General features: G+C 43.5%; 14 protein-coding genes. 5 read left to right on the top strand and 9 right to left on the bottom strand.

Features of this window, described 5'->3' with window-relative positions; all coding sequences use genetic code 11:
- The first annotated feature begins 192 nt into the window (after nucleotides 1-192).
- Both IM450_RS21235 and adhE read left to right on the top strand, forming a co-directional pair.
- The gene (locus IM450_RS21235; RefSeq protein WP_287667984.1) at nucleotides 193-3,915 is read left to right on the top strand and encodes a DUF7149 domain-containing protein; all 3,723 of its coding nucleotides are present in this window, start codon (nucleotides 193-195) and stop codon (nucleotides 3,913-3,915) included.
- A 317-nt stretch (nucleotides 3,916-4,232) separates the two neighbouring features.
- The gene (gene adhE, locus IM450_RS21230) at nucleotides 4,233-6,899 is read left to right on the top strand and encodes a bifunctional acetaldehyde-CoA/alcohol dehydrogenase (RefSeq protein WP_150975786.1); all 2,667 of its coding nucleotides are present in this window, start codon (nucleotides 4,233-4,235) and stop codon (nucleotides 6,897-6,899) included.
- Nucleotides 6,900-7,281: 382 nt separating this feature from the next.
- Here adhE and gloB read toward each other — a convergent pair whose 3' ends face one another.
- Both gloB and IM450_RS21220 read right to left on the bottom strand, forming a co-directional pair.
- Nucleotides 7,282-8,055 carry a hydroxyacylglutathione hydrolase gene (gene gloB, locus IM450_RS21225; protein WP_287667979.1) on the bottom strand — a complete coding sequence of 258 codons (774 nt, stop codon included), beginning with the start codon at nucleotides 8,053-8,055 and terminating at the stop codon, nucleotides 7,282-7,284.
- 45 nt (nucleotides 8,056-8,100) lie between these two features.
- Nucleotides 8,101-9,951 carry a polysaccharide deacetylase family protein gene (locus IM450_RS21220; RefSeq protein WP_287667976.1) on the bottom strand — a complete coding sequence of 617 codons (1,851 nt, stop codon included), beginning with the start codon at nucleotides 9,949-9,951 and terminating at the stop codon, nucleotides 8,101-8,103.
- A gap of 466 nt (nucleotides 9,952-10,417) precedes the next feature.
- Between IM450_RS21220 and IM450_RS21215 the strand changes: the two genes are divergently transcribed.
- Nucleotides 10,418-11,569, top strand: coding sequence for an NAD-dependent epimerase/dehydratase family protein (locus IM450_RS21215; protein WP_287667974.1), 1,152 nt, complete (start codon nucleotides 10,418-10,420; stop codon nucleotides 11,567-11,569).
- Nucleotides 11,570-11,670: 101 nt separating this feature from the next.
- On the opposite strand, the gene IM450_RS21210 is transcribed toward IM450_RS21215, so the two are convergent.
- From IM450_RS21210 to glmM, 7 genes are all read right to left on the bottom strand, one after another.
- Entirely contained in the window at nucleotides 11,671-12,171 is a 501-nt protein-coding gene (locus tag IM450_RS21210) for a Spy/CpxP family protein refolding chaperone (RefSeq protein WP_287667971.1), read from the bottom strand.
- A 20-nt stretch (nucleotides 12,172-12,191) separates the two neighbouring features.
- Complete coding sequence (locus tag IM450_RS21205) at nucleotides 12,192-12,566, bottom strand: hypothetical protein (protein ID WP_287667968.1); 375 nt, start codon at nucleotides 12,564-12,566, stop codon at nucleotides 12,192-12,194.
- Nucleotides 12,566-13,150 (bottom strand): sigma-70 family RNA polymerase sigma factor, encoded by a 585-nt coding sequence (locus IM450_RS21200; RefSeq protein ID WP_287667966.1) that lies wholly within the window; start codon nucleotides 13,148-13,150, stop codon nucleotides 12,566-12,568. Before IM450_RS21200 ends, IM450_RS21205 begins: the two co-directional genes overlap by 1 nt.
- Before the next feature lie 219 nt (nucleotides 13,151-13,369).
- Nucleotides 13,370-14,539 (bottom strand): hormogonium polysaccharide biosynthesis glycosyltransferase HpsO, encoded by a 1,170-nt coding sequence (gene hpsO, locus IM450_RS21195; RefSeq protein ID WP_287667964.1) that lies wholly within the window; start codon nucleotides 14,537-14,539, stop codon nucleotides 13,370-13,372.
- Complete coding sequence (gene hpsN / locus IM450_RS21190; RefSeq protein WP_287667962.1) at nucleotides 14,536-15,531, bottom strand: hormogonium polysaccharide biosynthesis glycosyltransferase HpsN; 996 nt, start codon at nucleotides 15,529-15,531, stop codon at nucleotides 14,536-14,538. Before hpsN ends, hpsO begins: the two co-directional genes overlap by 4 nt.
- A gap of 426 nt (nucleotides 15,532-15,957) precedes the next feature.
- A complete protein-coding gene (hpsL, locus tag IM450_RS21185; protein ID WP_287667960.1) occupies nucleotides 15,958-17,685 on the bottom strand; it encodes a hormogonium polysaccharide biosynthesis protein HpsL in 1,728 nt (575 codons plus the stop codon).
- Between the two features lie 57 nt (nucleotides 17,686-17,742).
- Entirely contained in the window at nucleotides 17,743-19,182 is a 1,440-nt protein-coding gene (glmM, locus tag IM450_RS21180; protein ID WP_002803348.1) for a phosphoglucosamine mutase, read from the bottom strand.
- 385 nt (nucleotides 19,183-19,567) lie between these two features.
- Here glmM and IM450_RS21175 point away from each other — a divergent pair, with 385 nt between their 5' ends.
- Entirely contained in the window at nucleotides 19,568-20,509 is a 942-nt protein-coding gene (locus tag IM450_RS21175; protein ID WP_287667954.1) for a glycosyltransferase family 2 protein, read from the top strand.
- A 283-nt stretch (nucleotides 20,510-20,792) separates the two neighbouring features.
- Entirely contained in the window at nucleotides 20,793-22,016 is a 1,224-nt protein-coding gene (locus IM450_RS21170) for a hypothetical protein (RefSeq protein WP_287667951.1), read from the top strand.
- Nucleotides 22,017-22,341: the final 325 nt, after the last annotated feature.

Here is a 22,341-nt window from a genome sequence, read left to right as displayed (position 1 = left end):
AATTATCCCTAAGAGGTGATTATAAAATCGGCTCGATTTTTTTTCTAAAAACCCTTGACAAATGGCAAGACTTGCTTTAGACTTTTTAGATAATGGGAATCCGTGCGCAAATATATATAGGGTTTTTGAGCAAAGATAAGAAAGAAAAAAATAGACCCCAAAATCGGGTTGAGTAGGAAGAGGATATAAGGTATGAAGACAGAAAATTTCTCTCCCCGACAAGCATTAAACAAAGCATTCCTAAGAGTCAAACCGAGTCGTAGTCAGGTAGAGAAGTTTCAAACCCACCTAGAACAACTTTTGGGGAGTATAAACGAGACAGAATCGGAGGAGTTCCATAAAAACCTGCTTGCAGACTTTCTCAAACACAGCTACTATAGTCCCCAACATTTCATCAACACCAAGGGAAGGAATGATTTAGTCATCCATAATGGGAAAGAATCGCGGGATTCCGTGGGGGTAATACTGGAAGTCAAGAAACCCAGCAATAAAAGCGAGATGCTGCGGAGAGACAAACTCAACTGTAAAGCATTACAAGAATTACTCCTCTACTTCCTCCGGGAAAGAATAACCGAGAAAAACCTAGAGATAAAACACCTGATTGCTACCAATATATATGAGTGGTTTATCTTCGATGGGAATATCTTCGAGAGACTATTCGCACAAAATCAGGAACTTGTCAGACAGTTTAATGACTTTGAGACGGGGAGACTAACGGGAAAAACCACCGACTTCTTCTATAAACAGATAGGAGAACCCTTCCTTAACTCCATACTCGATTCCCTGACATACACCTATTTTGACTTGCGGGAATACTCCCAAACCATCCTGGAGGACGAACATAACCTTATCAGTCTCTATAAAATCTTTTCTCCCGAACACCTCTTAAAACTCCCCTTTGCGAACGATAGCAACAGTCTCGACAAAAACTTTTATAGTGAACTGCTGCATATCATCGGATTGACAGAGATAAAAGAGGGAGGAACAAAACTCATCCGACGTCTGCAACCAGCAGCGCGTCAACCCGGTTCGCTGCTAGAGAACGCTATCAGTCAAGTGGAGAGTTTAGATAAAATCTCTCGTTTACCCAATCCCGAAGAATTTGGGGAGACGGAAGAGGAGAGACTATTTAATATCGGTTTAGAGTTGGGGATAACCTGGATAAATAGAATCCTCTTCCTCAAACTATTAGAAGCGCAGATAATTAGGTATCATCGGGGGGATAAATCCCTAGGGTTTCTCAATTTAGGCAAAATTGCCAACTATGACGACTTAAATCGCTTATTTTTCAGCGTTTTGGCCAAAAAACAGACAGAAAGAAGCAAAGACATCCAGAATACCCATACTCAGGTTCCCTATCTCAACAGTTCCCTATTTGAACCGACAGACTTAGAACAGTCAACCATAGTCATCAGTAACCTGCGTTCGGAGAATATAGAGATTTTTGCAGGAACAGTCTTAAAGGATAGTCAGGGGAAAAAGCGAACAGGAGAAATCAACGCTTTAGCATACCTATTTGAGTTTCTCAATGCCTACGATTTTAGCAGCGAAGGTGGGGAAGCGATACAGGAGGACAATAAGACTCTTATCAATGCGTCGGTGTTGGGATTAATCTTCGAGAAAATCAACGGATATAAGGATGGTTCCTTTTTCACCCCCGGTTTCATCACTATGTATATGTGTCGGGAAACGATTCGACGCGCAGTGATAGAGAAATTTAACCAGAGTCAGGGATGGGATTGTCAGACAATCGAGGATGTGTATAACCGCATCAAAGATAAAACGGCAGCCAATGCTATTATCAATAGTCTCAAAATTTGTGATCCTGCGGTGGGTTCGGGACATTTTCTTGTTTCTGCTTTGAACGAGATAATCGCGATTAAGAGTGAGTTACAGATTTTATTGGATAAAGAGGGTAAAACTCTCAGGGATTATCGGGTTGAGGTGGTGAACGATGAGTTAATCGTCACCGATGATGACGGTAATCTGTTTGAATATAATCCCCGCAACCGAGAAAGTCAGCGAGTACAGGAGACTTTATTTCAGGAAAAACAGCGTCTGATTGAGGGGTGTCTCTTTGGAGTTGATATCAATCCCAACTCGGTGAAAATCTGTCGGTTGCGTTTATGGATTGAGTTACTCAAGAATGCTTACTACAAAGCAGATAACGAGTTAGAGACGTTACCGAATATCGATATTAATATCAAGGTTGGCAATTCTCTGATTAGTCGCTTTGGGTTATCCAATGATTTACAAGTCTTTTCCCGCAAAAATCGTTTAAGTATCGAGAGTTATAAGGATGCGGTGAGAGTCTATCGCAACGCGGAGGATAAATCGCAAAAGCGCGAGATGGAGAGATTGATAAGTGAGATTAAGAGTAGTTTTCGTCAGACTTTACAGGGAGATAATCCTCTGAAAAAGCGCTTGCGGGGTTTGGAAACGGATTTATATAGTCTAGAGAATCAAATTTTGTTATTTGAGGAGTCACCCAAGGAAAAGAAAGCGCGGGAAAGGAAGATTAGTCAGTTAAGGAATGAGATTGATAAGTTACGTCCGCAACTAGAGGAGATTGAAAGCGGTAAGATTTATCATAATGCTTTTGAATGGCGCTTCGAGTTCCCCGAAGTCCTAGATGATAAGGGGAATTTTATCGGTTTTGATGTGGTAATTGGCAATCCTCCTTGGGGAGCAAAAATAGATAATAAACATCTAACCAAAATAAAAGAGAAAAATTCCGATATTATCGTGAGAATGATAGATTCTTTCATGTTTTTTGTTAATTTGACATTCTCCATTAAATCGCAATATGGTCTTATCTGTCAAATTATCCCCGATGTTATTCTCTATCAAGTTGATAATGAAAAATTACGAGAGAAAATTTTTAAAACCCATCAATTAGAGATAGCTTTTAATCTGGGAGATAGAATTTTTGAAGATGTTGCTAGACCATGTTGTATTATACTTCTGACATCGAAATTTACTAATATATCTTGGGTGGGAGAATATCAAAAATCTTCTGATGATAGTGTTAATAGTCTCAGTCACAATTTATTAATACCAATAGAGACATCTTTTTTTAAAACAATTCCTAATCAAGTCATTACTACTAAAAACCTAATTGGATACAAAATTATCAATAGATATAATAAAATTAAACTTAGAGACTTAATAGATCAAGATGGAATTCAAAGAGGAGTCAGTCCTGATTTAAAAGAAGCTTTTATTGTTGATAAAAAAAATATCGATAAATTCCATCTGGAGCAAAATTTTATTTTTCCTACTATTACTGGTGGGAGGGATTTAAATAAATACTTGATCTCAGATATTGATAAAAAGATTATCTATACTAAAAAAACGGATGATCCTCAATTAATACCGCAAATAATTGAGTATTTAAAATCTTTTAAAGAGCGAATAACTTGTGTAGAAGTTAAAGAAAATAAACATCCTTTTTGGTCTTTGCACCGTCCCAGAAACCAAGAAATTTTTCTAAAACCAGAAAAAATTATTGGTGTGATTACTGGAGATAAAATTATTGTTGCTTTGGATAACAATCAAATATTTCCAACGGATGGACTATACTTAATGTCCAGTAGCGGAAGATTATCCAATAAATTTTTATTAGGAGTTTTAAACTCAAAAATCATTACTTATTTTTATCGATTATTGTCAATGGAAGTTAATCGTACTTTAGCTCAAATAAAGCCAACAATTTTAGAAGAAGTACCGATTGAAACACATCCTGAAACCTTAGTAAAAAAAATTGAAATTAAAGTCGATCAAATTCTCACGGCTAAAAAATCTAATCCCAAAGCTGACACCAGCGAGTTAGAAAAAGAGATTGACAAAATAGTGTATGAATTGTATGGATTAAGTGAGGAAGAAATCAGGATAATAGAGGGAGAAATAAAATAAATATAAATGTAGTAACGCACCCAAAAGCATCCCAAAGGACTAAAAAAAATTTGCTCCCCCTAAATCCCCCTTAAAAAGGGGGACTTAAATTTGATACATTAGTTCTGATGATAAATTCTGTTTTTAATAGTATGATGAACTCCCAATCGAACTTTAAAACCCATCTCCCCACTTCCCCATACCTATTACCTAGAATTATTAGTATTCTATAATACCAATGCTTAGGAAACTATAAAGAAAATCCCAAGATTGAGCGAGTACCTTGGCGAAAAAAGCTATAATAGAATAAAATGCCTAATTTTTTCAACAAAATTGTTATGATAGTTACCAATAGACAAGAGCTAGAAGAACTGATACAACAGGTAAAAAAAGCTCAACAACAATTTGCCAACTATAACCAAGAACAAGTAGATCTTATCTTCAAAAAAGCCGCATTAGCAGCCAACAACGCGCGCATTCCTTTGGCTAAAATGGCAGTACAAGAGACAGGGATGGGAGTAATAGAAGATAAAGTGATTAAAAACCATTTTGCCTCAGAAATCATCTACAACAAATATAAACACAGCAAAACCTGCGGCATTATCGAAGAAGATAAATCCTTTGGATTGCAAAAAATCGCCGAACCCGTGGGCATTTTAGCGGGGATCGTACCCACCACAAATCCCACCTCCACAGCCATTTTTAAAGCCCTAATTGCCCTGAAAACCCGCAACGGCATCATTTTTTCCCCCCATCCGCGAGCCAAAGACTGCACCATCGCGGCGGCCAAAATAGTCTTAGAAGCGGCCGTGAAAGCGGGCGCACCGGCCGGTATTATTGGTTGGATCGATCAGCCATCGGTGGAACTTTCCCAAGCATTAATGCAACATCCCAGCATTAATTTAATCCTTGCTACCGGCGGTCCCGGTATGGTAAAAGCGGCCTATTCTTCCGGAAGACCTTCCCTAGGAGTCGGTGCCGGCAATACCCCCGCTTTAGTGGACGAAACTGCTCACATAAAAATGGCCGTTTCCTCGATTATTCTCAGTAAAACCTTTGATAACGGCATGATTTGCGCCTCGGAACAATCGGTAATCGTTGTCGATAGCATCTATGAAGAAGTTCGACAGGAATTTATTGCTCGCGGGGCCTATCTTCTTTCCCCCGAAGAAAGGGAAAAAGTCGTCGGGATTCTCCTAAAAGATGGTCATATCAACCCCGATATCGTCGGACAACCGGTAGAAAAATTAGCCACCATGGCCGGAATTTCCGTTCCCGAAGATACCCGCTTACTAATCGGAGAAGTGGAAAATATTGGCTTAGAGGAACCATTTTCCTACGAAAAACTCTCGCCAATTTTAGCCATGTACCGGGCCAAAGACTTTGAAGATGGGGTCAAAAAAGCCGAAAAACTGGTCTTATTTGCCGGTCGAGGTCATACGGCCGTGCTTTATACCGCACCCTCCAATCGGGAACATATTAAGCACTTTCAAGACAACGTACAAACGGCCCGGGTATTAATTAATACCCCTTCCTCCCAGGGTGCAATTGGTGATATCTATAACTTCCGTCTCGATCCTAGTTTAACCCTCGGTTGTGGCACTTGGGGCGGTAATTCCATCAGCGAAAACGTCGAACCTACCCACCTATTAAATATTAAAACCGTAGCCGAGCGCCGGGAAAATATGCTTTGGTTCCGAGTACCACCAAAAGTATATTTTAAATACGGAGCATTACCCGTCGCTATTCGGGAATTAGCCGGCAAAAAACGGGCCTTTATTGTCACCGATAAACCTCTTTTTGACCTAGGAGTTACCGCAGCTTTAGAGGAAGTTTTAGAAGAAATCGGCATCACGATTAATATCTTTTATGATGTGGAACCCGATCCTTCCCTAGAAACCGTCGAACGGGGGTTAAATGTAATTAATACCTTCAATCCCGATGTAATTATCGCTATCGGTGGTGGTTCCCCCATGGATGCCGCTAAAATCATGTGGCTACTCTACGAGCATCCAGAGATAGAATTCGAGAGCTTGGCCATGCGTTTTATGGATATCCGCAAACGAGTCTATGAATTGCCCCCTTTAGGCGAAAAAGCTCTGATGGTTTGTATTCCCACCACTTCGGGAACAGGATCAGAAGTGACTCCCTTCGCCGTCGTGACCGATCGCCGTAATAATATTAAGTATCCTTTGGCCGATTATGCTCTAACTCCCAGCATGGCCATTGTCGATCCGGAATTAGTGCTGAATATGCCGAAAAAATTAACAGCCTACGGCGGAATTGACGCTTTAACTCACGCTCTTGAGGCCTACGTCTCGGTTTTAGCCTCAGAATATACTAATGCTCTTGCTCAAGATGCCATCCGACTGCTGTTTAAATACTTGCCCAGTTCCTATCATAACGGAGCTAAAGACCCGAAAGCGCGGGAAAAAGTCCATTATGCGGCGACAATGGCAGGAATGGCCTTCGCTAATGGCTTTTTAGGCATCTGTCACTCCATGGCCCACCAATTAGGGGCAATTTTCCACATTCCCCACGGTCTAGCCAATGCCTTGATGATTTCCCACGTCATCCTCTATAATGCCACCGATGCCCCCTTTAAACAGGCGACTTTCTCTCAGTACAAATATCCTAACGTGAAGTGGCGCTATGCCAGGATCGCTCATTCCTTGGGATTGGGAGGAGAAAGCGAGACCGAAAGTGTGGAAAGATTGGTATTAGCGATCGAATGTTTAAAACGGGAAATCGGTATTCCGGCCAGTATTAAAGAGGTAATTCCCGAAACTGAAGCCGAATTTATGGCCAAATTAGACCATTTAGCCGAACAAGCTTTCGATGATCAGTGTACCGGAGCCAATCCCCGTTATCCCCTGATTGAGGACTTAAAAACCCTGTTAATCCAAGCTTATCACGGCAATTTGCCCCTAGAGGTGGCGGTAAATGGTCACGGTGATGTCAGTCTTGCCGATTTGAAGTTAGAGCCGCAACCGTTGAGCTTGTAGGGATAGATTTTGCCTTTGATTCCCCCTACCCCCTAGTAGGGTTGATTCATGAATCAACCCTACACCCCACACCCTACACCCCTTAATCAGGGGATATCCCCCCTACCCCCCTTAATAAGGGGGGCTAACCACAGAAACCAAAAACCTACCTACTTAGGGTTTGCTGAATAAATGTGAAATGTAGGCAAAGTAAGGGTTTTGGGGCTTTTCTCGCGAAACAGGTGCAAGATTTTGAGAGAATCGTCGTTCAAAACCTTGCATCTTCATCGGCCCGCGTCCTGTAGGGGCGAAGCATTCGGGCAATAACCTATCGGTGAAACCGTAGATTTTCTATCCGAATGCTTCGCCCGTACTTTTTCAGCAGACCCTACTTAGCCACTACTTAAAAATTATCTTTTTTCCCCCGCAGCCGCGCAAACACTTGTACTGGTTCGCTGCTATCCATGGTCATGGCCAAAGCGGGACTATCCCAACGCAAAAAAGGATTAGTCAGCTTTTCCGTCCCCAAAATTGCCGGAATCGTGGGAATATCTTCAGCGCGATGTTTTTCCACTTCCCGATAACGCTGTTGCAAAGCAGCATTATTAGGGTCAACTGTCAAGGCAAACTTTAAATTATTTAACGTATATTCGTGAGCGCACCAAACCCTAGTCTGGTCAGGCAGCGATCGCAATTTAGTTAAAGAAGCCACCATTTGGCCCGGTGTTCCCTCAAATAAACGACCACAACCCCCAGAAAACAGGGTATCACCACAGAATAACTCACCGTAATCTCCGGGGTTAACCGGGGGAAAATAATAGGCAATATGGCCGCGAGTGTGGCCGGGGACAAAGAAAACCTCGGCCCAGCGACCGGCAAATTCCACCCGATCCCCCTCCTCTAAAAACAGCTGCTGGCCCGGAATGCGACCGCGATCCTCCTTTCCCCCATAAACACAAAGATGGGGATAACGATTAATTAAAGCCTGATTAGCCCCCACATGGTCGCCGTGGTGATGGGTATTAAAAATAGCGACTAAATCCACCTGTAAAGCCTCTAATCGCCTGAAAACCGGTTCAGGTTCGGCCGGATCTACCACGGCCGCGATTTTTTGCGCTCGATCGTAGAGGAGGAAAATATAATTATCGGAAAGGGCGTTAAGACGTTCGATCTCCATGGTAGAATCTTGGGCTAAGGTTTAACTCGATCATATAGTGCTAACCTAACTCCCCGCAGCACAGGAATCGGCAAAAATTACGCAGGGAATCCCCACATGATTAATGGGAACAATATCGGGTTCTGTGGGGGGAAATAAAGCGACAACGTGGGGAACGGGACGGGGAGTATAATGCACTTGCGACTGGCCCCGATAAGCGAGGGAGGTGCTTGCTCCTGAATCCAACATCACCGCGTCCCGAAAACCTGCCTGTACTAATAATTCTCCCAAAGCCATGGAATCGATCGGGTCTCGGGAAACCCCGATTACTGGCTGTCCTGCCTGATTAATCCCCCAAAAAGCCCGGTGACGCAGGGCATCAAAACCGTAAAGTGTACCAAAGGACTCTCGCGATTGTGGTTGTCCATCTTTGACTAACCAAGCGGCCGCGACAAAAGCATCCGTCACCTTGAGATCATCTCCAGCCTCCGCTGCGATTCCTTCTAGGGTATTATGACGGGCAGGATCAAAAGGAAGATAACGCACCCATCGCTCAGTAATGATTACTAAAGGACGACCCTCTAACTTGCCGATTTCCCCTTCATATCCCGGTATAAAGCCGCCATTTTGGCTTAAAACCGGCCCGATCATCTGATTTGAGTCCAATTCCTTGAGAGAGAAAAAACCGCCATCTACAGCCGCGATCGCTTCTGTGCCGGCGATAATTTCCTCCACTTGATAACGACTATCAGCGTGGATGGTTTTGGGAATGCCGCCACTAATTAATACAAGTGTATTAGTTGGGAATTCCACTTCCCGTTTTTGGATGGTGGTGGCAAAGTTAAAACCGCCATCGGTACGGGGTAAGGGATCACCTCCCCAAGCTTGCGGGACAACTTCTCGCGTGCGCGATTGCCCAAAGCGTCCAATAGTGAGTAAATCGGGGGATTGTCCAGCAAAATGCTCATCGAGGTCATTCATCGATAAAGCCGCCCGATAACCCGCTTTTTTGACGAATTCCTTCACTCGATCGTCCGCCTTCCCTTCCGGATAGGTGAAATAATTAATCGGAATACCCAATTCTTTTTCTAAGATTTGTTTCGATTGCTTGACTTCTTGCTCTAAATCTGCATCGGATAATAACCTTAAATCCCGGGGATGACTGACACTATGGGAGACAATTTGTACTAGAGGATCGGCGGCCATTTCCTGGAGTTGTTGCCAAGTGACACTGGTTCGGCCGGTTTTTTGAGTCATTTTATTGATATAAATCGAGAAAACGGCGGGATAGTTATATTTTCTCAATAAAGGATAGACATACTGGTAATGTCCCCCATAACCATCATCAAAAGTTAATAAAACCGGTTTAGCGGGAAGGGGGATACCTGTCCGCAGATGGGAAATTAACCAATCGATACTGATAGGAGTTGCCCCGATTTCCTGCAAAAATTGAAAATGTGCCTCTAATTCGCCTGGAGTAACGTCAAAGAATACCTCTTTTTCTGGTAAAATGTCGTGATACATTAAAATCGGTACTTTTGCCCCTTGAGCGCGGAGATGAATTTCCGGCCAGGGTGCTAATTCGAGCGCTGTTGCCGAGTTATTTGGCCAATTATCGAGACTAATATCGTTTTTTTGGAGAGATAGGGGTAGAATCACGCGATCAGAGATGTTTTTATAGGTTTTACAATCAAAAACTCTCGATATATCCTTAAAGGAACTATTTTCTAGAACATAATCCGCGCATTCCGGTTGAAACTCCCTAAAAGGTGCGGGGAGAGAATCACCCCCCACCAGAGCATTAGAACGAGGATAGAGAGAAATTGCCCAAATAATCAGACAAACGACGATAAATGCCAAAAATCCGTATAGGGGAAGGAAGGGAAACGAAGATTTTTGCCGAGCTTGCCAACGCATAAGATCAAGTAATAAAGTAAAAAGTAAAAAGTAAAAAAGCAGATAGGCCCTGAGTTACCGAAAAAACTGCCTTTTATCTAGATTTTTGGCTTTTGTTTTCTCGTCAGCAAAGCCCACTGATTACAAGCTGAGTTTCCCTATAATCCGCTCCCTTGTCAAGTTTTCTAGAACACCCTCATCAGTTATCAGTTATCAGTTATCAGTTATCAGTTGTCAATAGACTACCTTTATTGATTCTCCCCATTTCCCCACACCCCACACCCCACACCCCACACCCCACACCCTACACCCCATTTCCCCATCACCCCACACCCCACACCCCACACCCCACACCCTACACCCCACACCCTACACCCCACACCCTACACCCCACACCCCGCTATATTCACGGGGATTAAACTGGTAAAGCGTGACACAAAACTGCTAGAGTTACCAAAGACGAGTATATAAACTTTACAGATATTGTATGAGAGTTTTGGTTATTGGCGGAGACGGCTATTGTGGTTGGGCAACGGCACTCCATCTATCAAATAGAGGTTACGAAGTAGGCATACTTGATAGTTTAGTTCGTCGCTATTGGGACTTACAATTAGGCTGCGATACCTTAACACCGATCGCACCCATATCTCATCGGATTCAACGCTGGCAAGATCTGACGGGAAAATCGATCGATCTTTTTGTCGGGGATATCAATAACTACGACTTTTTGATTCAATCCCTGCGACAGTTTCAACCGGATGCGATTGTTCACTTCGGAGAACAGAGATCTGCACCCTTCTCCATGATCGATCGCGAACACGCGGTTTTAACCCAAGTTAATAACGTTGTTGGCAATTTAAACATCCTCTACGCGATGAAAGAGGAATTTCCCGACGCGCACCTAGTGAAACTGGGAACGATGGGTGAGTATGGCACACCTAATATAGATATTGAAGAAGGCTACATCACGATCGAACATAACGGTCGTAAGGATACTTTACCCTATCCCAAACAGCCAGGTAGTATGTACCATCTCAGCAAAGTCCACGATAGCCATAATATCCATTTTGCCTGTCGGATGTGGGGTTTAAAAGCCACGGATCTTAATCAAGGGGTGGTTTATGGAGTCCTCACCGAAGAAACGGGAATGGATGAGATGTTGATTAACCGTCTCGATTACGATGGGGTTTTTGGTACTGCTTTAAACCGTTTTTGTATTCAAGCGGCGATCGGTCATCCCCTAACAGTGTACGGTAAAGGTGGTCAAACGCGAGGATTTTTAGATATCCGCGATACCGTGCGTTGTTTGGAATTAGCGATCGCCAATCCTGCTCAATCCGGGGAATTCCGCGTTTTTAACCAATTTACCGAACTGTTTAGCGTCGGTGACTTGGCACTGATGGTGAAAAAAGCTGGTTCCGCGTTAGGGTTAAATGTGGAGATTAACAATCTTGACAACCCGCGCATCGAGTTAGAGGAACATTATTTTAACGCTAAAAACACGAAATTACTCGATCTAGGCCTACAACCTCACTATCTCTCCGATTCTCTCCTCGATTCCCTCTTGAACTTCGCCACCAAGTATAAAAATCGGGTAGATATGAATCATATCCTACCAAAAGTCACTTGGAAACGATAATTTATTAGTAAATGATAAGTTGAGGATGGGTTACTTGCCCATCCTTTCCGTTTTTCTAATGTATCGCCATCAAACTCGATCTTAATCCGCACTGATGGGAATTATGGTCGTCCGCAATTGGGGAAATTAGGGCAACGTTCCCGCATTAACTGGGAAAATTCGGTTCTTTGAGCAGGAGTTAGGACTTGGCGAATTTCCAAAAAACTTTCAAATTGCAGGTTACTCATTTCTTGGCGATTGCGGGAGATTTGCTGATGTTTAGCACGAATATCTCGATCGGAGGCATTATTCGATAATAAACTATTTAGTTCTTGTTCATTCTTTCTAATAGTTTCTTGCAATTTTTGGATTTGTCCTCGGTATTTCTGACGAATAGCGGCAACTTTTGACTTTTGGTCATCGGTAAGGTTTAATTGTTCGATTAGTCCTTCTCTAGAATTATTCATCCGACGGGGACGACTCTCAGGACGCTGGGGAGAGCTAGTTTGAGCAATAAATAGACGATCTTGGGGATAGGATAACACCGTGGCAGTTGGGGCCAGGTTAGCGGCCAGAGTTAAAGCCATGGTTGTGCCGAGAATCGAGACAGTAGAAAAGTACATAATTGACCTTGACAAAGAAATTAAGGATTATAGGTAGAATAGGTGAGTTGAGGCTCGTTTAAGCTCATCCAAGGGGAACTATAAACGCTAGAAGCAGCAATCGGTGGAGCGATGCTATGGTTCCAACTTTCCACTAAAAAAGCTTCTAACTGCTCGTCAGAAATTTGGCCTAGTTGTGGATGAGGATCAGACCAACGATAGGAAGCAACAATCAGCACAGATAAGGCAGTAATACCAGTTATCCACCCCAATAAAGGCAGGGATTTTGGCCAAGTTACCGGCCTTTCTCCCCTAATCATTTGCATTAACTGTTCTTCTTGATCTATCGGTCGAGGTGGCAGCGATGGACGATAGCGACGCAGAAAATTAACTACTTTCTCATCTTCCGGGGACATTAGAGAACTCCTTGTTTTTGCAAAAATTGACCCATGGTTTTACGCGCATAATGAAGACGTGATTTCACCGTACCGAGGGGAATTTCTAAGATTTGAGCGATTTCCTTTTGGGGTAAGTCCTCTAGATCGTGAAGGACAAGGACAGCGCGATGTTCTAAACTGAGAATTTCTAACCCTTGCTCGACCACTTCCTCATAATGCAATTGCATCAAATCGGGACTATCTTGGGGACGGGATTCGCTATCAAGGGAGTTTTCCTCATCAGTGCTTTTGGCCATCCTCATTTGTCTTTTGGCTAATTGTCGCCGACCATCGATCGCCACATTCCAGGTGATCCGATAAACCCAAGTGGAAAAGTATTCAGGTGAACGCAATTTCGGCAACCCGCGCCACAGTCTTAAAAATACCTCTTGGACAAAATCCTCTAGGAATTCCTGTCCACAGAGTTGATAGAGAGTAGAGCGGATTTTTGGTTGATAAAGACGGTAAAGGTGACGAAAAGCACCCCTATCACCCCTTTGACATTTCAAGATTAACTCTCGATCGCTCACACTTGTTTGCTTATCGGTTATCACCCTGATCATTACCCCCGCTGGATACCTGTCCGTTTAGACTGGGGGGTGTCAAGAATGGTTCATAACCAGTTATCAGTTATCAGTTATCAGTTATCAGTTATCAGTTATCAGTGATTCAGTGATTCAGTGAATCACTGAATCAGCTTTTTTCTTCCTGCTCCCCATCTCCCCTCTCCCTTCTCCCTTCTCCCCACACCCCACACCCCACACCCCACACCCCACACCCCATCACCGAGGGAGTAATTGTTGATAGAAATCCAATTGTTTTTGAGCGAGGGCTTTATTAGTATAATTGGTCATTACTCTCTGATAACCCCTCTGGCCTAATTCTTGAGCGAAGCTGGGATTATCTAAGAGAGTTTGTATCGATTTAGCCAGTGCCTCCCCATCTTTTTCGGGAAAAATTAAACCCGTATCGGCAATAACAAAGGGAATTTCTCCCGAATCAGAACCAATAACAGGAACCTGACAGGCCATGGCTTCAATTAAGACATGACCGAATTGTTCTTTCCAACCGACGGCCGTTAAAGTTTTGACCTGATAGGTGGTTTCTGACGGCAAAACTAAAGTGTTCATCAGGTTAAGATAATTAACTACTTGATCGTGGGGAACACTTTCCACTATCATCAAGCGATCGCTTATTCCTGCGGCTGTAGCTTCGCTGACTATTTTATCTTTCAGAATTCCCCGACCTAACAGTAATAATTTCCACTTACCTGTTAATTTAGATACGGCTTTAATCAGCGTTAGAATGCCTTTCTCTTCCACAAAACGACCGACAAAACCAATCACAAATTCATCGCTTTCAATACCTAAAGATCGGGCTAAATCGGGTTGCTTGCCCGGGGAAAAAAGAACTTCATCCACGCCTAATTGCGGTAAAACGGTGTATTTACCCCTGTAACCCCGTTCTTTTAAAACATCTACCCCGTCCTGATTACCGGCAATTAAACCATCGGTATTTTTCAGGTTATAAGCTTCTAACCAAGAGATGGGAAATTTAGGAGTATAGGGAAGATTCCACCAAGTAAAAAATACATTTTTAGCCCGGAGATTTAAGAGACGATTCAGAGTAATAAATTGTGCATAAGCGAGAGATTTAGAACCCTGTTCCACTTGAATAATATCAGGTTTAAACTTTTGCAATAAAGAAATTATATCAGTGCCAAAAGTTAATAAAGATTGGTTATTTTGGCTAAAATTAGAGATGGGAATAACTCGGAAATTATCAGCTATTTTCGGTTGACTTTCAATGATTTTATTTTGGACTCCTCCCGGTTGCCAACGTTGGGGAACAACAATAGTAACTTCAATACTGGGATTTAATCTTGTCAAGGCGCGCAGTTTCTCACAGTTGAGATCAACTATATATGTATGACTAGCGACTAAAATTCTCATAGATTATCTAGTTTTGTATAAATTTGACCATCATTCCAGAGGGACTTTACTTGAGTTTTCAGAGCATCCAGAAAACCTAAACTATAAAAAATTCCCCTAGAAAGGATTTTAATCGGGGAACCACCTTTATTACAGGGAGGATTGCCAAGAACGTGACAATCAAATAATTTAGCGTAGAGTCGCAATTGTTGAGCGGGAGTGAGATTTTTCAGGGCCATCAGAAAGTGATTATGATAAAAAGTCGTCTGATAACTCAGAGAACGAGTGCTAATATCATGACAGCCGCCGGTTTCTTCCCCTAAATGAACCAGATAAGCGGTGGGATCGTACCAGACATGATAGGGAGTCCGGCGTAACCTTAAGCAAAAATCCGATTCCTCGCGCACGGCACTGCCACGAAAGCGTTCATCGAACCAAATGCCGTATTTAGTAAATATATCCTTACGGAAAGACATATTACAGCCCCGGGCTGAGATTACCTGCTGGGGTTTAGTGGTGTGGACAAGATCGATGTAATACCAAGCAATGCCCGGATCCATCGCTTGGGGGGGTAAAAAGTCGATTTCGTAGGGTTTGCTGGTATCTGTCACCATTTTTTGGGAGTCACCCAATTTCATGCGATCAAATACCCGACCGGCCACTACACCTATCTTAGGGTTCTTGACAAAATTCTCACCATGTGCTTTGAGATAATTATCCGGTAGCCGCACATCATCATCGATAAAAAGAACAATATCGCCCTGGGCGCGACGGACTCCATAATTTCTGGCACCGGGTAAACTCGCCCAATCCAGTCGATACCAGCTAATTTTGTGCTGATTAGCCATATTTTCCAGATAGGATTGTAGGGCGGGGCTGTGGGTAGCGGTCTGGTCGATAACTAACACCTCAAAATCGGGGTAATCTTGTCTGAGTAGGTCATCGAGAGTATCTTTAAGAGGCTCTTCGCGTCGATAGGTGGGTATGATGACAGAAATCGAGGGAAAATTCATAGCAGTAAACAGTAAACAGTAAACAGTAATGGCTCTTCGGTTTGTGTTATGCAATGGACGGGGGTTATAAGGGATGTAACCCTTATATAGAAAGGCATTTAGCGATTTTTGTTAATTTTTTTCGTCTAGAGCGAACTAATCAATTAAGTCTCTTGCCAGATAAGGATTTAGTCGATTTATGCCCCCCGATCAAACCAGACCAAGTAACGAAGAACCACAGTAATCAGTAAAAAGACAGTAAGTACCTAAGCAAAATTAATTACACACATCTAACCACCTCTTGCCTCTTGCCTCTTGCCTTTTGCCTTTCTTCACTAGGAAATTAATTTTGCACGACTACTTAGAAAACCGCACACTTAAAAACTCACATCTGATAACTGATAACTGATAACTGATAACTGATAACTGAAAAGGCTTATAGTAATTTCAAGCTAAAGAAACACCTTTGCGTTTAAAATTTAAGCCCTTTTTGGAGGATTTTGTGGCGGTTTCCCCCGCCAGAATTTTTGCTTCTTTTTCCTGTTTTTCGATCACGGGTAATTTAAAAATTACGCCCGCAAATATCCAGTAATAAACGCCCACAGGATCCGTATCGAGGGCATACCAATAGGGAAGATAGGCAACAAAGAGCAGCAAAACCCAATAACTACCGGCAAAACCTCGCAGAGTGGGATCTTTGAGGGAACGATAGGTGCGGAAGGCCAGATAAACTAGATGGGTCATGAATATCATGTACAAGGCAAAACCAATGTATCCCAACTCGAATAAAACTTTACTGTGATAGGTTTCCACAAAAGAAATATCACCGAAAACCCTAGCAGAAGATGTGGCCACACCAAGTCCACGACCTAAAATACCGCCCTGATTACGGATAGCAAAATCCAACTGTTCTTGAAGAAAAGCAGTGGGGGGAGCCTGTTGCCAACGGCTGACGGCACTATCGTAGCGTTGTTGGACAAAATCGGGGTTAAGGAAAGAAAAACCGATAGCTAGAAGTAAAGCGGCGGCAAAAATGATCGGCAAAAATCTTTTTAAGTTAGCGATTTGTCCCGTAAGAATCGTCATCAGACCAATAATCATCGGTACGGCAAAGAAAGCTAATCTTTGCCCGGAGACCACTGCATTGATAAAAACTAGGGTTAAACCCACTAGGGCTGCTAGTCGCCATTTTTGGGAAGTTTCACTAAAGGCACTGGCATAACAAATTACGGCACTAGAGACCAAAAACCAGGCCCAGTGCCAGGGGGAAACAAAGGTACCCGGTAGGCGGATCATATTCACTTCCGGACTATAGACTAATCCCCCACCGACCAAACACCTTGCCTCTAAGGTGGCTTTGAATAGTGCATCGGCCACGTAGCCTCTAGTTCCTACACAACGACCAGTTTTCAGCATCCAGTATTGCATTAGTCCTAGTACACAACAAATAATCACTAAAGTCACTAAAAGACGACCAAAAAATAATAGGGTGGGTTTGTCTTTGATCAAGTAATAAGTGCAGAAGATCAAGGGGACATAACCTAGCAAAACTTTAAACCCTAATAGTCCTTGTAGAAAAGTCTCACTTTCCCGACAGGGAATTCCGCGCAAACGGCCATCCCTAAACACACTCATCCCAGCCACGGAATCGCAAGTAGGCAGAAATTGTCTCTGTAAATTGACGGCTAATAGACAGACTACACAGAAAACAAAGATTAATAATAGAGTTGTGCCTAATTGTTTCGGGACAATAATCGGTAATCGCTTTTTTCGACATTCTAAAACCAAGGCGATTAAAGCGGGTAGATAAAATATATCTTTACTAAGCTGGAGGATTTGACTACCTCCCAACCAATAGACGATAGTGCCAGCGAAGGGGACATAGATAATAAATGCCCAAAGAGCCGCACGGGGATAGCTAAAGGAGAAAACTCCTAAAATTAAGGCTAAACTTACTACAGCCCCTATCTTGGCATCAAATAATAAGCTGAGGGGTAATCCGAGCAAAATTGCCACACAAATGGCAAAAATAATCAACCCCGTTAACTTTTGTTTCTTTTGCCTTTCTTCTTTTTTGAGGGCAAGTTTCTCTTTGATGTTAAGCGGGGGACTATCGGCTTTTGTTTGGCCTTTCTTATTCTTTTTTTTCTGGCGATCTATACTCAGTCCGGTCATAATTATCCCTTGCTAGGCTAGGCTAAGGGCATTATAATCCCTGTCCCCCTCGATCGACTACAAAAGATAGCTTCGCACCGCTTCCACTAGCCTTTCTGTCCAAAAATTGGCTAATTCTAGGGTTTCTGCTTCCACCATCACCCGAATTAAGGGTTCTGTCCCGGAAGCGCGCACCAAAATTCTACCTTTTTCTGCCATAGCTGTCTCAGCTTTGAGGATTTCCCGCCGCAAAGGTTCACATTGCTGCCAATTACGTCGCACTTCTCTATCTTCCACCCGCACGTTGCGTAAAATCTGCGGATAGGTGACAAAGCTATGATCGACTAAGTTAGCCAAGGAAACCGCCGATTTCCGCACTAAAACCGCTAAATGTAGGGCGGTTTGCATTCCATCCCCAGAAACTCCGTAATGATGGCAGAGAATATGACCGGATTGTTCGCCCCCTAGCATGGCTCCAGTTTCCCACATTTGCGCCTGAACGTGCTGATCGCCCACGGCAGTCCGCAAGAATTGACCCCCCAGTTTTTGCCAAGCGCGTTCAAAGCCTAAATTAGCCATCACCGTTGCCACTAATAACCCATCGGGTAGCTGTCCGGCTTCTAAGAGGGAACGACCCCAAAAATAGAGAATATAATCGCCATCTACTACTCTACCTTGACTATCCACGGCCAAGACTCGATCGGCATCGCCATCGAAGGCAAACCCCAAATCCGCTTGCTGATTAATCACCGCCGCCTGTAAGCTTTCTAAATGGGTAGAACCACAATTAACGTTAATGCGATCGCCATCGGCGCGATCATGTAAACAGATAACTTCCGCCCCCAAAGCTTGGAATACTAAAGGTGCTAGGTTAACGGCTGCCCCCCAAGCTAGATCTAAAACTATTTTTAATCCCGATAGGTTAATATCCGTCCCGACGGAATCAATCACAGCTTGATAATATTTTTGGATTAATTCGGGACAAAAAGTCGCTTTTCCCCAATTTACCGGTTTATCTGCTAATTCTAAATTGCCCCTTAAACCCGCTTCTATCTGTCCTGCTAAAGTGCCAGATAATTTTAAACCGCTACTGTCAAAAAATTTAATGCCGTTGTCTTCGGGAGGATTATGACTGGCAGAAATCATGATCCCACCCATCGCTTCGCTTTCTCTGGTTAAATAGGCGACGCAGGGAGTGGGACATAATCCCAGTTGCCAGACCTCTATTCCCGCCCAAGTTAAACCCGCAGTGATAGCATTGGCTAACATATCACTGGAATTACGCGAATCTTGACCGATAATTACCGGTTTGGTGACACCAGCTTGATTTTTTAATACCTGTCCCGCCCAAAATCCGATCTGTAGCGCTAGGGGGGCAGTTAATAATTCTCCCACTTGGCCGCGAATTCCGTCTGTGCCAAACAGGGGGGATGGCGGTAATTCGATCAAACCCCCTAAGGATAACAGGGGATGCGATCGAGCTTTTTGCCCATTTTGATACGATAGAGAAGCTACCATGGCCGATTCCTTTCCTCACACAACACACTCAGAGGATAACATGATCACCGATTTTTTAAAATTAATGTTCCCAGTTGACCTTAATCCTCCTCCCGGAGTTCCTGACACTGTAGGGTGTGGGGTGTAGGGTGTGGGGTGTGGGGTGTAGGGAAATGGGGAGATGGGGTGGTGGGGTGTGGGGTGTGGGGTGTGGGGAGATAGGGAGATAGGGAAATGGGGAAATGGGGAGAATAAATAAAAATAATCTCCTGAATCCTGTCTCCTGAATCCTGTCTCCTGTCTCCTGCCTCCTGTCTCCTGAATTAAAGATTGTTGATTTTTGCCGGAGGTCTAAGCAAGGAACCCAGGTTATTTGATAAGCTAAAACGGTAATCTTGACCCCCGAATGCCCGTGCTGATCAGTGTTGTCATCCCCACCTACAATCGCCAAGCAATCTTAAAAAAATGTTTAATCGCTCTAGAAAATCAGCGTTTAACCGATAATAAGGTGGAAAACTACGAAATAGTCGTTGTCGATGATGGCTCTACCGATGGGACGATCGCCTGGCTAGAAAGTCAAAAAGCTAATTTACCCCATCTGCAACTGTGGCAACAGGATCACGGCGGACCGGCGATCGCTAGGAATCTGGGGGTAGAAAAAGCTCGTGGTGATACAATTATCTTTATCGATAGCGATCTGGTAGTGACAGAAAATTTTCTGCAAGCCCATGCCGAAGCTTTAACCGCCGGGGCAGCCAGTCTCGGCAGCGATCGCTTATTTACCTACGGCAGCGTCATTAACACCTGTAACTTCGATCATCCCACCAGTGAACCCTATAAAATCACCGATTTCTCCGCTGCCTATTTTGCCACGGGCAACGTAGCGATCGCCAAAAAATGGTTATTAGCGGCGGGATTATTCGACACCCAGTTTCAACTCTACGGTTGGGAAGACTTGGAATTAGGAGTGAGATTGAAACAATTAGGACTAAAATTAATCAAATGTCCTGAAGCCGTCGGTTATCATTGGCATCCCCCCTTTAATCTCGCCCAAATTCCCAATCTCATCGATAAGGAAATTCAACGGGGACGGATGGGAGTGATTTTTTATCAAAAACATCCCACCTGGGAAGTGCGGATGATGATTCAAATGACTTGGATTCATCGACTGTTGTGGGGTTTACTTTCCCTGGGGGGAACCCTGAATGAACGCAGCCTTTCCCCTCTGTTACAATGGTTGATCGATCGAGGTAAACCCCAATTAGCTCTAGAAATTGCCCGCATTTTTCTCAATTGGTACAACGTGCGCGGCGTTTATCAAGCTTATCGGGAAATGCAGCCTCAGTGAAATGTCTTGCCGAACACCGATGGGGTGTGACAGGATTTAGCATCGACAACCGACTCCCTAAAACCCGAGACTTTGTACCTCACCATCGAGATAACTGCCCTCAAGGTGAACATTTGCCGATAAAAAACTTAATATTTTCTTTCTTTTTCTGATAATTGCTGCCACAATCAAAAGCAATCGGCAGAGAGAGCGGCGGAAAACACTGACCACCTTTGCCCCTTGTCAATTATCGTCCGAGATTGGGCATATTTAGAAGTAAATTTTCCTAGAGGAGGAATCCCATATGAGTATCGTCGATATTTTAATCGGTTTTGTCGGTGGAGGTGCGATCGGGGGTGGGGCTTTATATGCCCTGCAAGAGGGAAAAATCAGGGAAGCACTGCAAAGATATGAGAAAATTCGGGCGGCTTTAGGTGAAACCGAAGCGGAGTTAAAAGACAGCAAAGGACAGTTTGGCAATATCGAAGCCACCTATAGAGAAGAATTGGCTAAATTGCAAAAAGAGTTAGAAGATAGCCAAGGACGTTTACCAGAGGCAGCCAGCGCAACTGCCGCTCCAGCCGTGGAAAATGCCCATACAACCGAAATTCAGGAACTTCAACGGCAATACGAAGCTAAAATCGAGGAATTGCGCCAAAGCTATCAAAGTCAAATAGAAGGGATTATAGAAGGCAAGCAAGCGGAAATAGAAGCCCTGCGTCAAAGTCAACAGGAGCAGATTCTAGAATTAGAAAATGGCTATCAGTGGCAAATTCAACTAGAACAGGGTTATCAAAGTCAACTGTTAGAACTAGAAAACGCCCGCCAAACGGTATTGGATGAGCGAACCCCTGAAATTGTCGAACCCTGGGATGATTTCCCCGATAACCCCAGTGCCGAAGAAATCAATCCTTTTGAGGGTTTTATCACGGAAGAAACCCTAGGATTAGAACCAGAATTTGCCCCCGAAACACCCCTAGAAACGCCCGTTTCCCCCTCAGAATTCACTGGGGAAATGAATCCCTTTGATGGTTTTATCACGGAAGAAAATCTAGAGTTAGCAGCGGAATTCACTCCTGAGATGGAGATGTTTGGCGAAGAGGAAGAAACTAGAATGATCGGTAGCCTAGAAGAATTATCGGGTAATTATGATCGAATATACAGTCAAGAAACCGTTGGCAGTGACACGGGTTTCTCTGATTTATTAGCCACCGATTCGGAAAAATTCGCCGATGCCCCAAATTCTCTAGATGACTTATTTGCCGATATTAATGACAGCAATAGCCCCGAATTATTCGAGCCTTTTGCTGAAGAAACCCCTAAAGTTGCATCTAACCGCCAAAATGTTGCTTCTGTTGCGAGTGACCAAGAAGAACTGGATTTCTTCAGTATGTGGGATGAAGAAGAAGTGAGCGATCCAGAATCCCTGCCTTCTGACGAAGAATTTCCCCTTGATGATCTATTTAGCGATGATTTATTCTCGGATTGGGACAATAGCAAAACCACGACGCCAGAATCTCATCAGTAGGCAGATTGCCCGCTATCAAGGCAGAAGACAGAATTTCTTCCCCACCCGATTTCTGGCTTCTGACTTTCTTAGTATATCGGCATAAGTACCTAAGCAAAATTAATTACACATATCTAACCACCTCTTGCCCCTTGCATGAGTGCCTATCTTCACTAGGAAATTTATTTTGCACGACCACTTATATCTGGACTTCCCCGTTGACAAAAGGCCATAACCTGTGCTGTAGAAGGGATTAAGAGAATTTACAGCGCCCCGTTACTGGGTACAAATCAGGGAAACTCCCAATAAATCTAACGCTTTTTGTTGCAGTTGGGTCGGTCGAGTT

The organism is Microcystis sp. M083S1 (assembly GCF_020246405.1).
Lineage (GTDB): Bacteria > Cyanobacteriota > Cyanobacteriia > Cyanobacteriales > Microcystaceae > Microcystis > Microcystis aeruginosa_C.
The sequence above is the reverse complement of the archived record's forward strand: the minus strand, read 5'-3'. Positions and strand labels throughout refer to the sequence as shown.

Bases quoted from the DNA above. Each gene is read 5' to 3' on its own strand.
- IM450_RS21235 (WP_287667984.1), top strand. From the start codon at position 193: ATGAAGACAGAAAATTTCTCTCCCCGACAAGCATTAAACAAAGCATTC.
- adhE (WP_150975786.1), top strand. From the start codon at position 4,233: ATGATAGTTACCAATAGACAAGAGCTAGAAGAACTGATACAACAGGTA.
- gloB (WP_287667979.1), bottom strand. From the start codon at position 8,055: ATGGAGATCGAACGTCTTAACGCCCTTTCCGATAATTATATTTTCCTC.
- IM450_RS21220 (WP_287667976.1), bottom strand. From the start codon at position 9,951: ATGCGTTGGCAAGCTCGGCAAAAATCTTCGTTTCCCTTCCTTCCCCTA.
- IM450_RS21215 (WP_287667974.1), top strand. From the start codon at position 10,418: ATGAGAGTTTTGGTTATTGGCGGAGACGGCTATTGTGGTTGGGCAACG.
- IM450_RS21210 (WP_287667971.1), bottom strand. From the start codon at position 12,171: ATGTACTTTTCTACTGTCTCGATTCTCGGCACAACCATGGCTTTAACT.
- IM450_RS21205 (WP_287667968.1), bottom strand. From the start codon at position 12,566: ATGTCCCCGGAAGATGAGAAAGTAGTTAATTTTCTGCGTCGCTATCGT.
- IM450_RS21200 (WP_287667966.1), bottom strand. From the start codon at position 13,150: ATGATCAGGGTGATAACCGATAAGCAAACAAGTGTGAGCGATCGAGAG.
- hpsO (WP_287667964.1), bottom strand. From the start codon at position 14,539: ATGAGAATTTTAGTCGCTAGTCATACATATATAGTTGATCTCAACTGT.
- hpsN (WP_287667962.1), bottom strand. From the start codon at position 15,531: ATGAATTTTCCCTCGATTTCTGTCATCATACCCACCTATCGACGCGAA.
- hpsL (WP_287667960.1), bottom strand. From the start codon at position 17,685: ATGACCGGACTGAGTATAGATCGCCAGAAAAAAAAGAATAAGAAAGGC.
- glmM (WP_002803348.1), bottom strand. From the start codon at position 19,182: ATGGTAGCTTCTCTATCGTATCAAAATGGGCAAAAAGCTCGATCGCAT.
- IM450_RS21175 (WP_287667954.1), top strand. From the start codon at position 19,568: ATGCCCGTGCTGATCAGTGTTGTCATCCCCACCTACAATCGCCAAGCA.
- IM450_RS21170 (WP_287667951.1), top strand. From the start codon at position 20,793: ATGAGTATCGTCGATATTTTAATCGGTTTTGTCGGTGGAGGTGCGATC.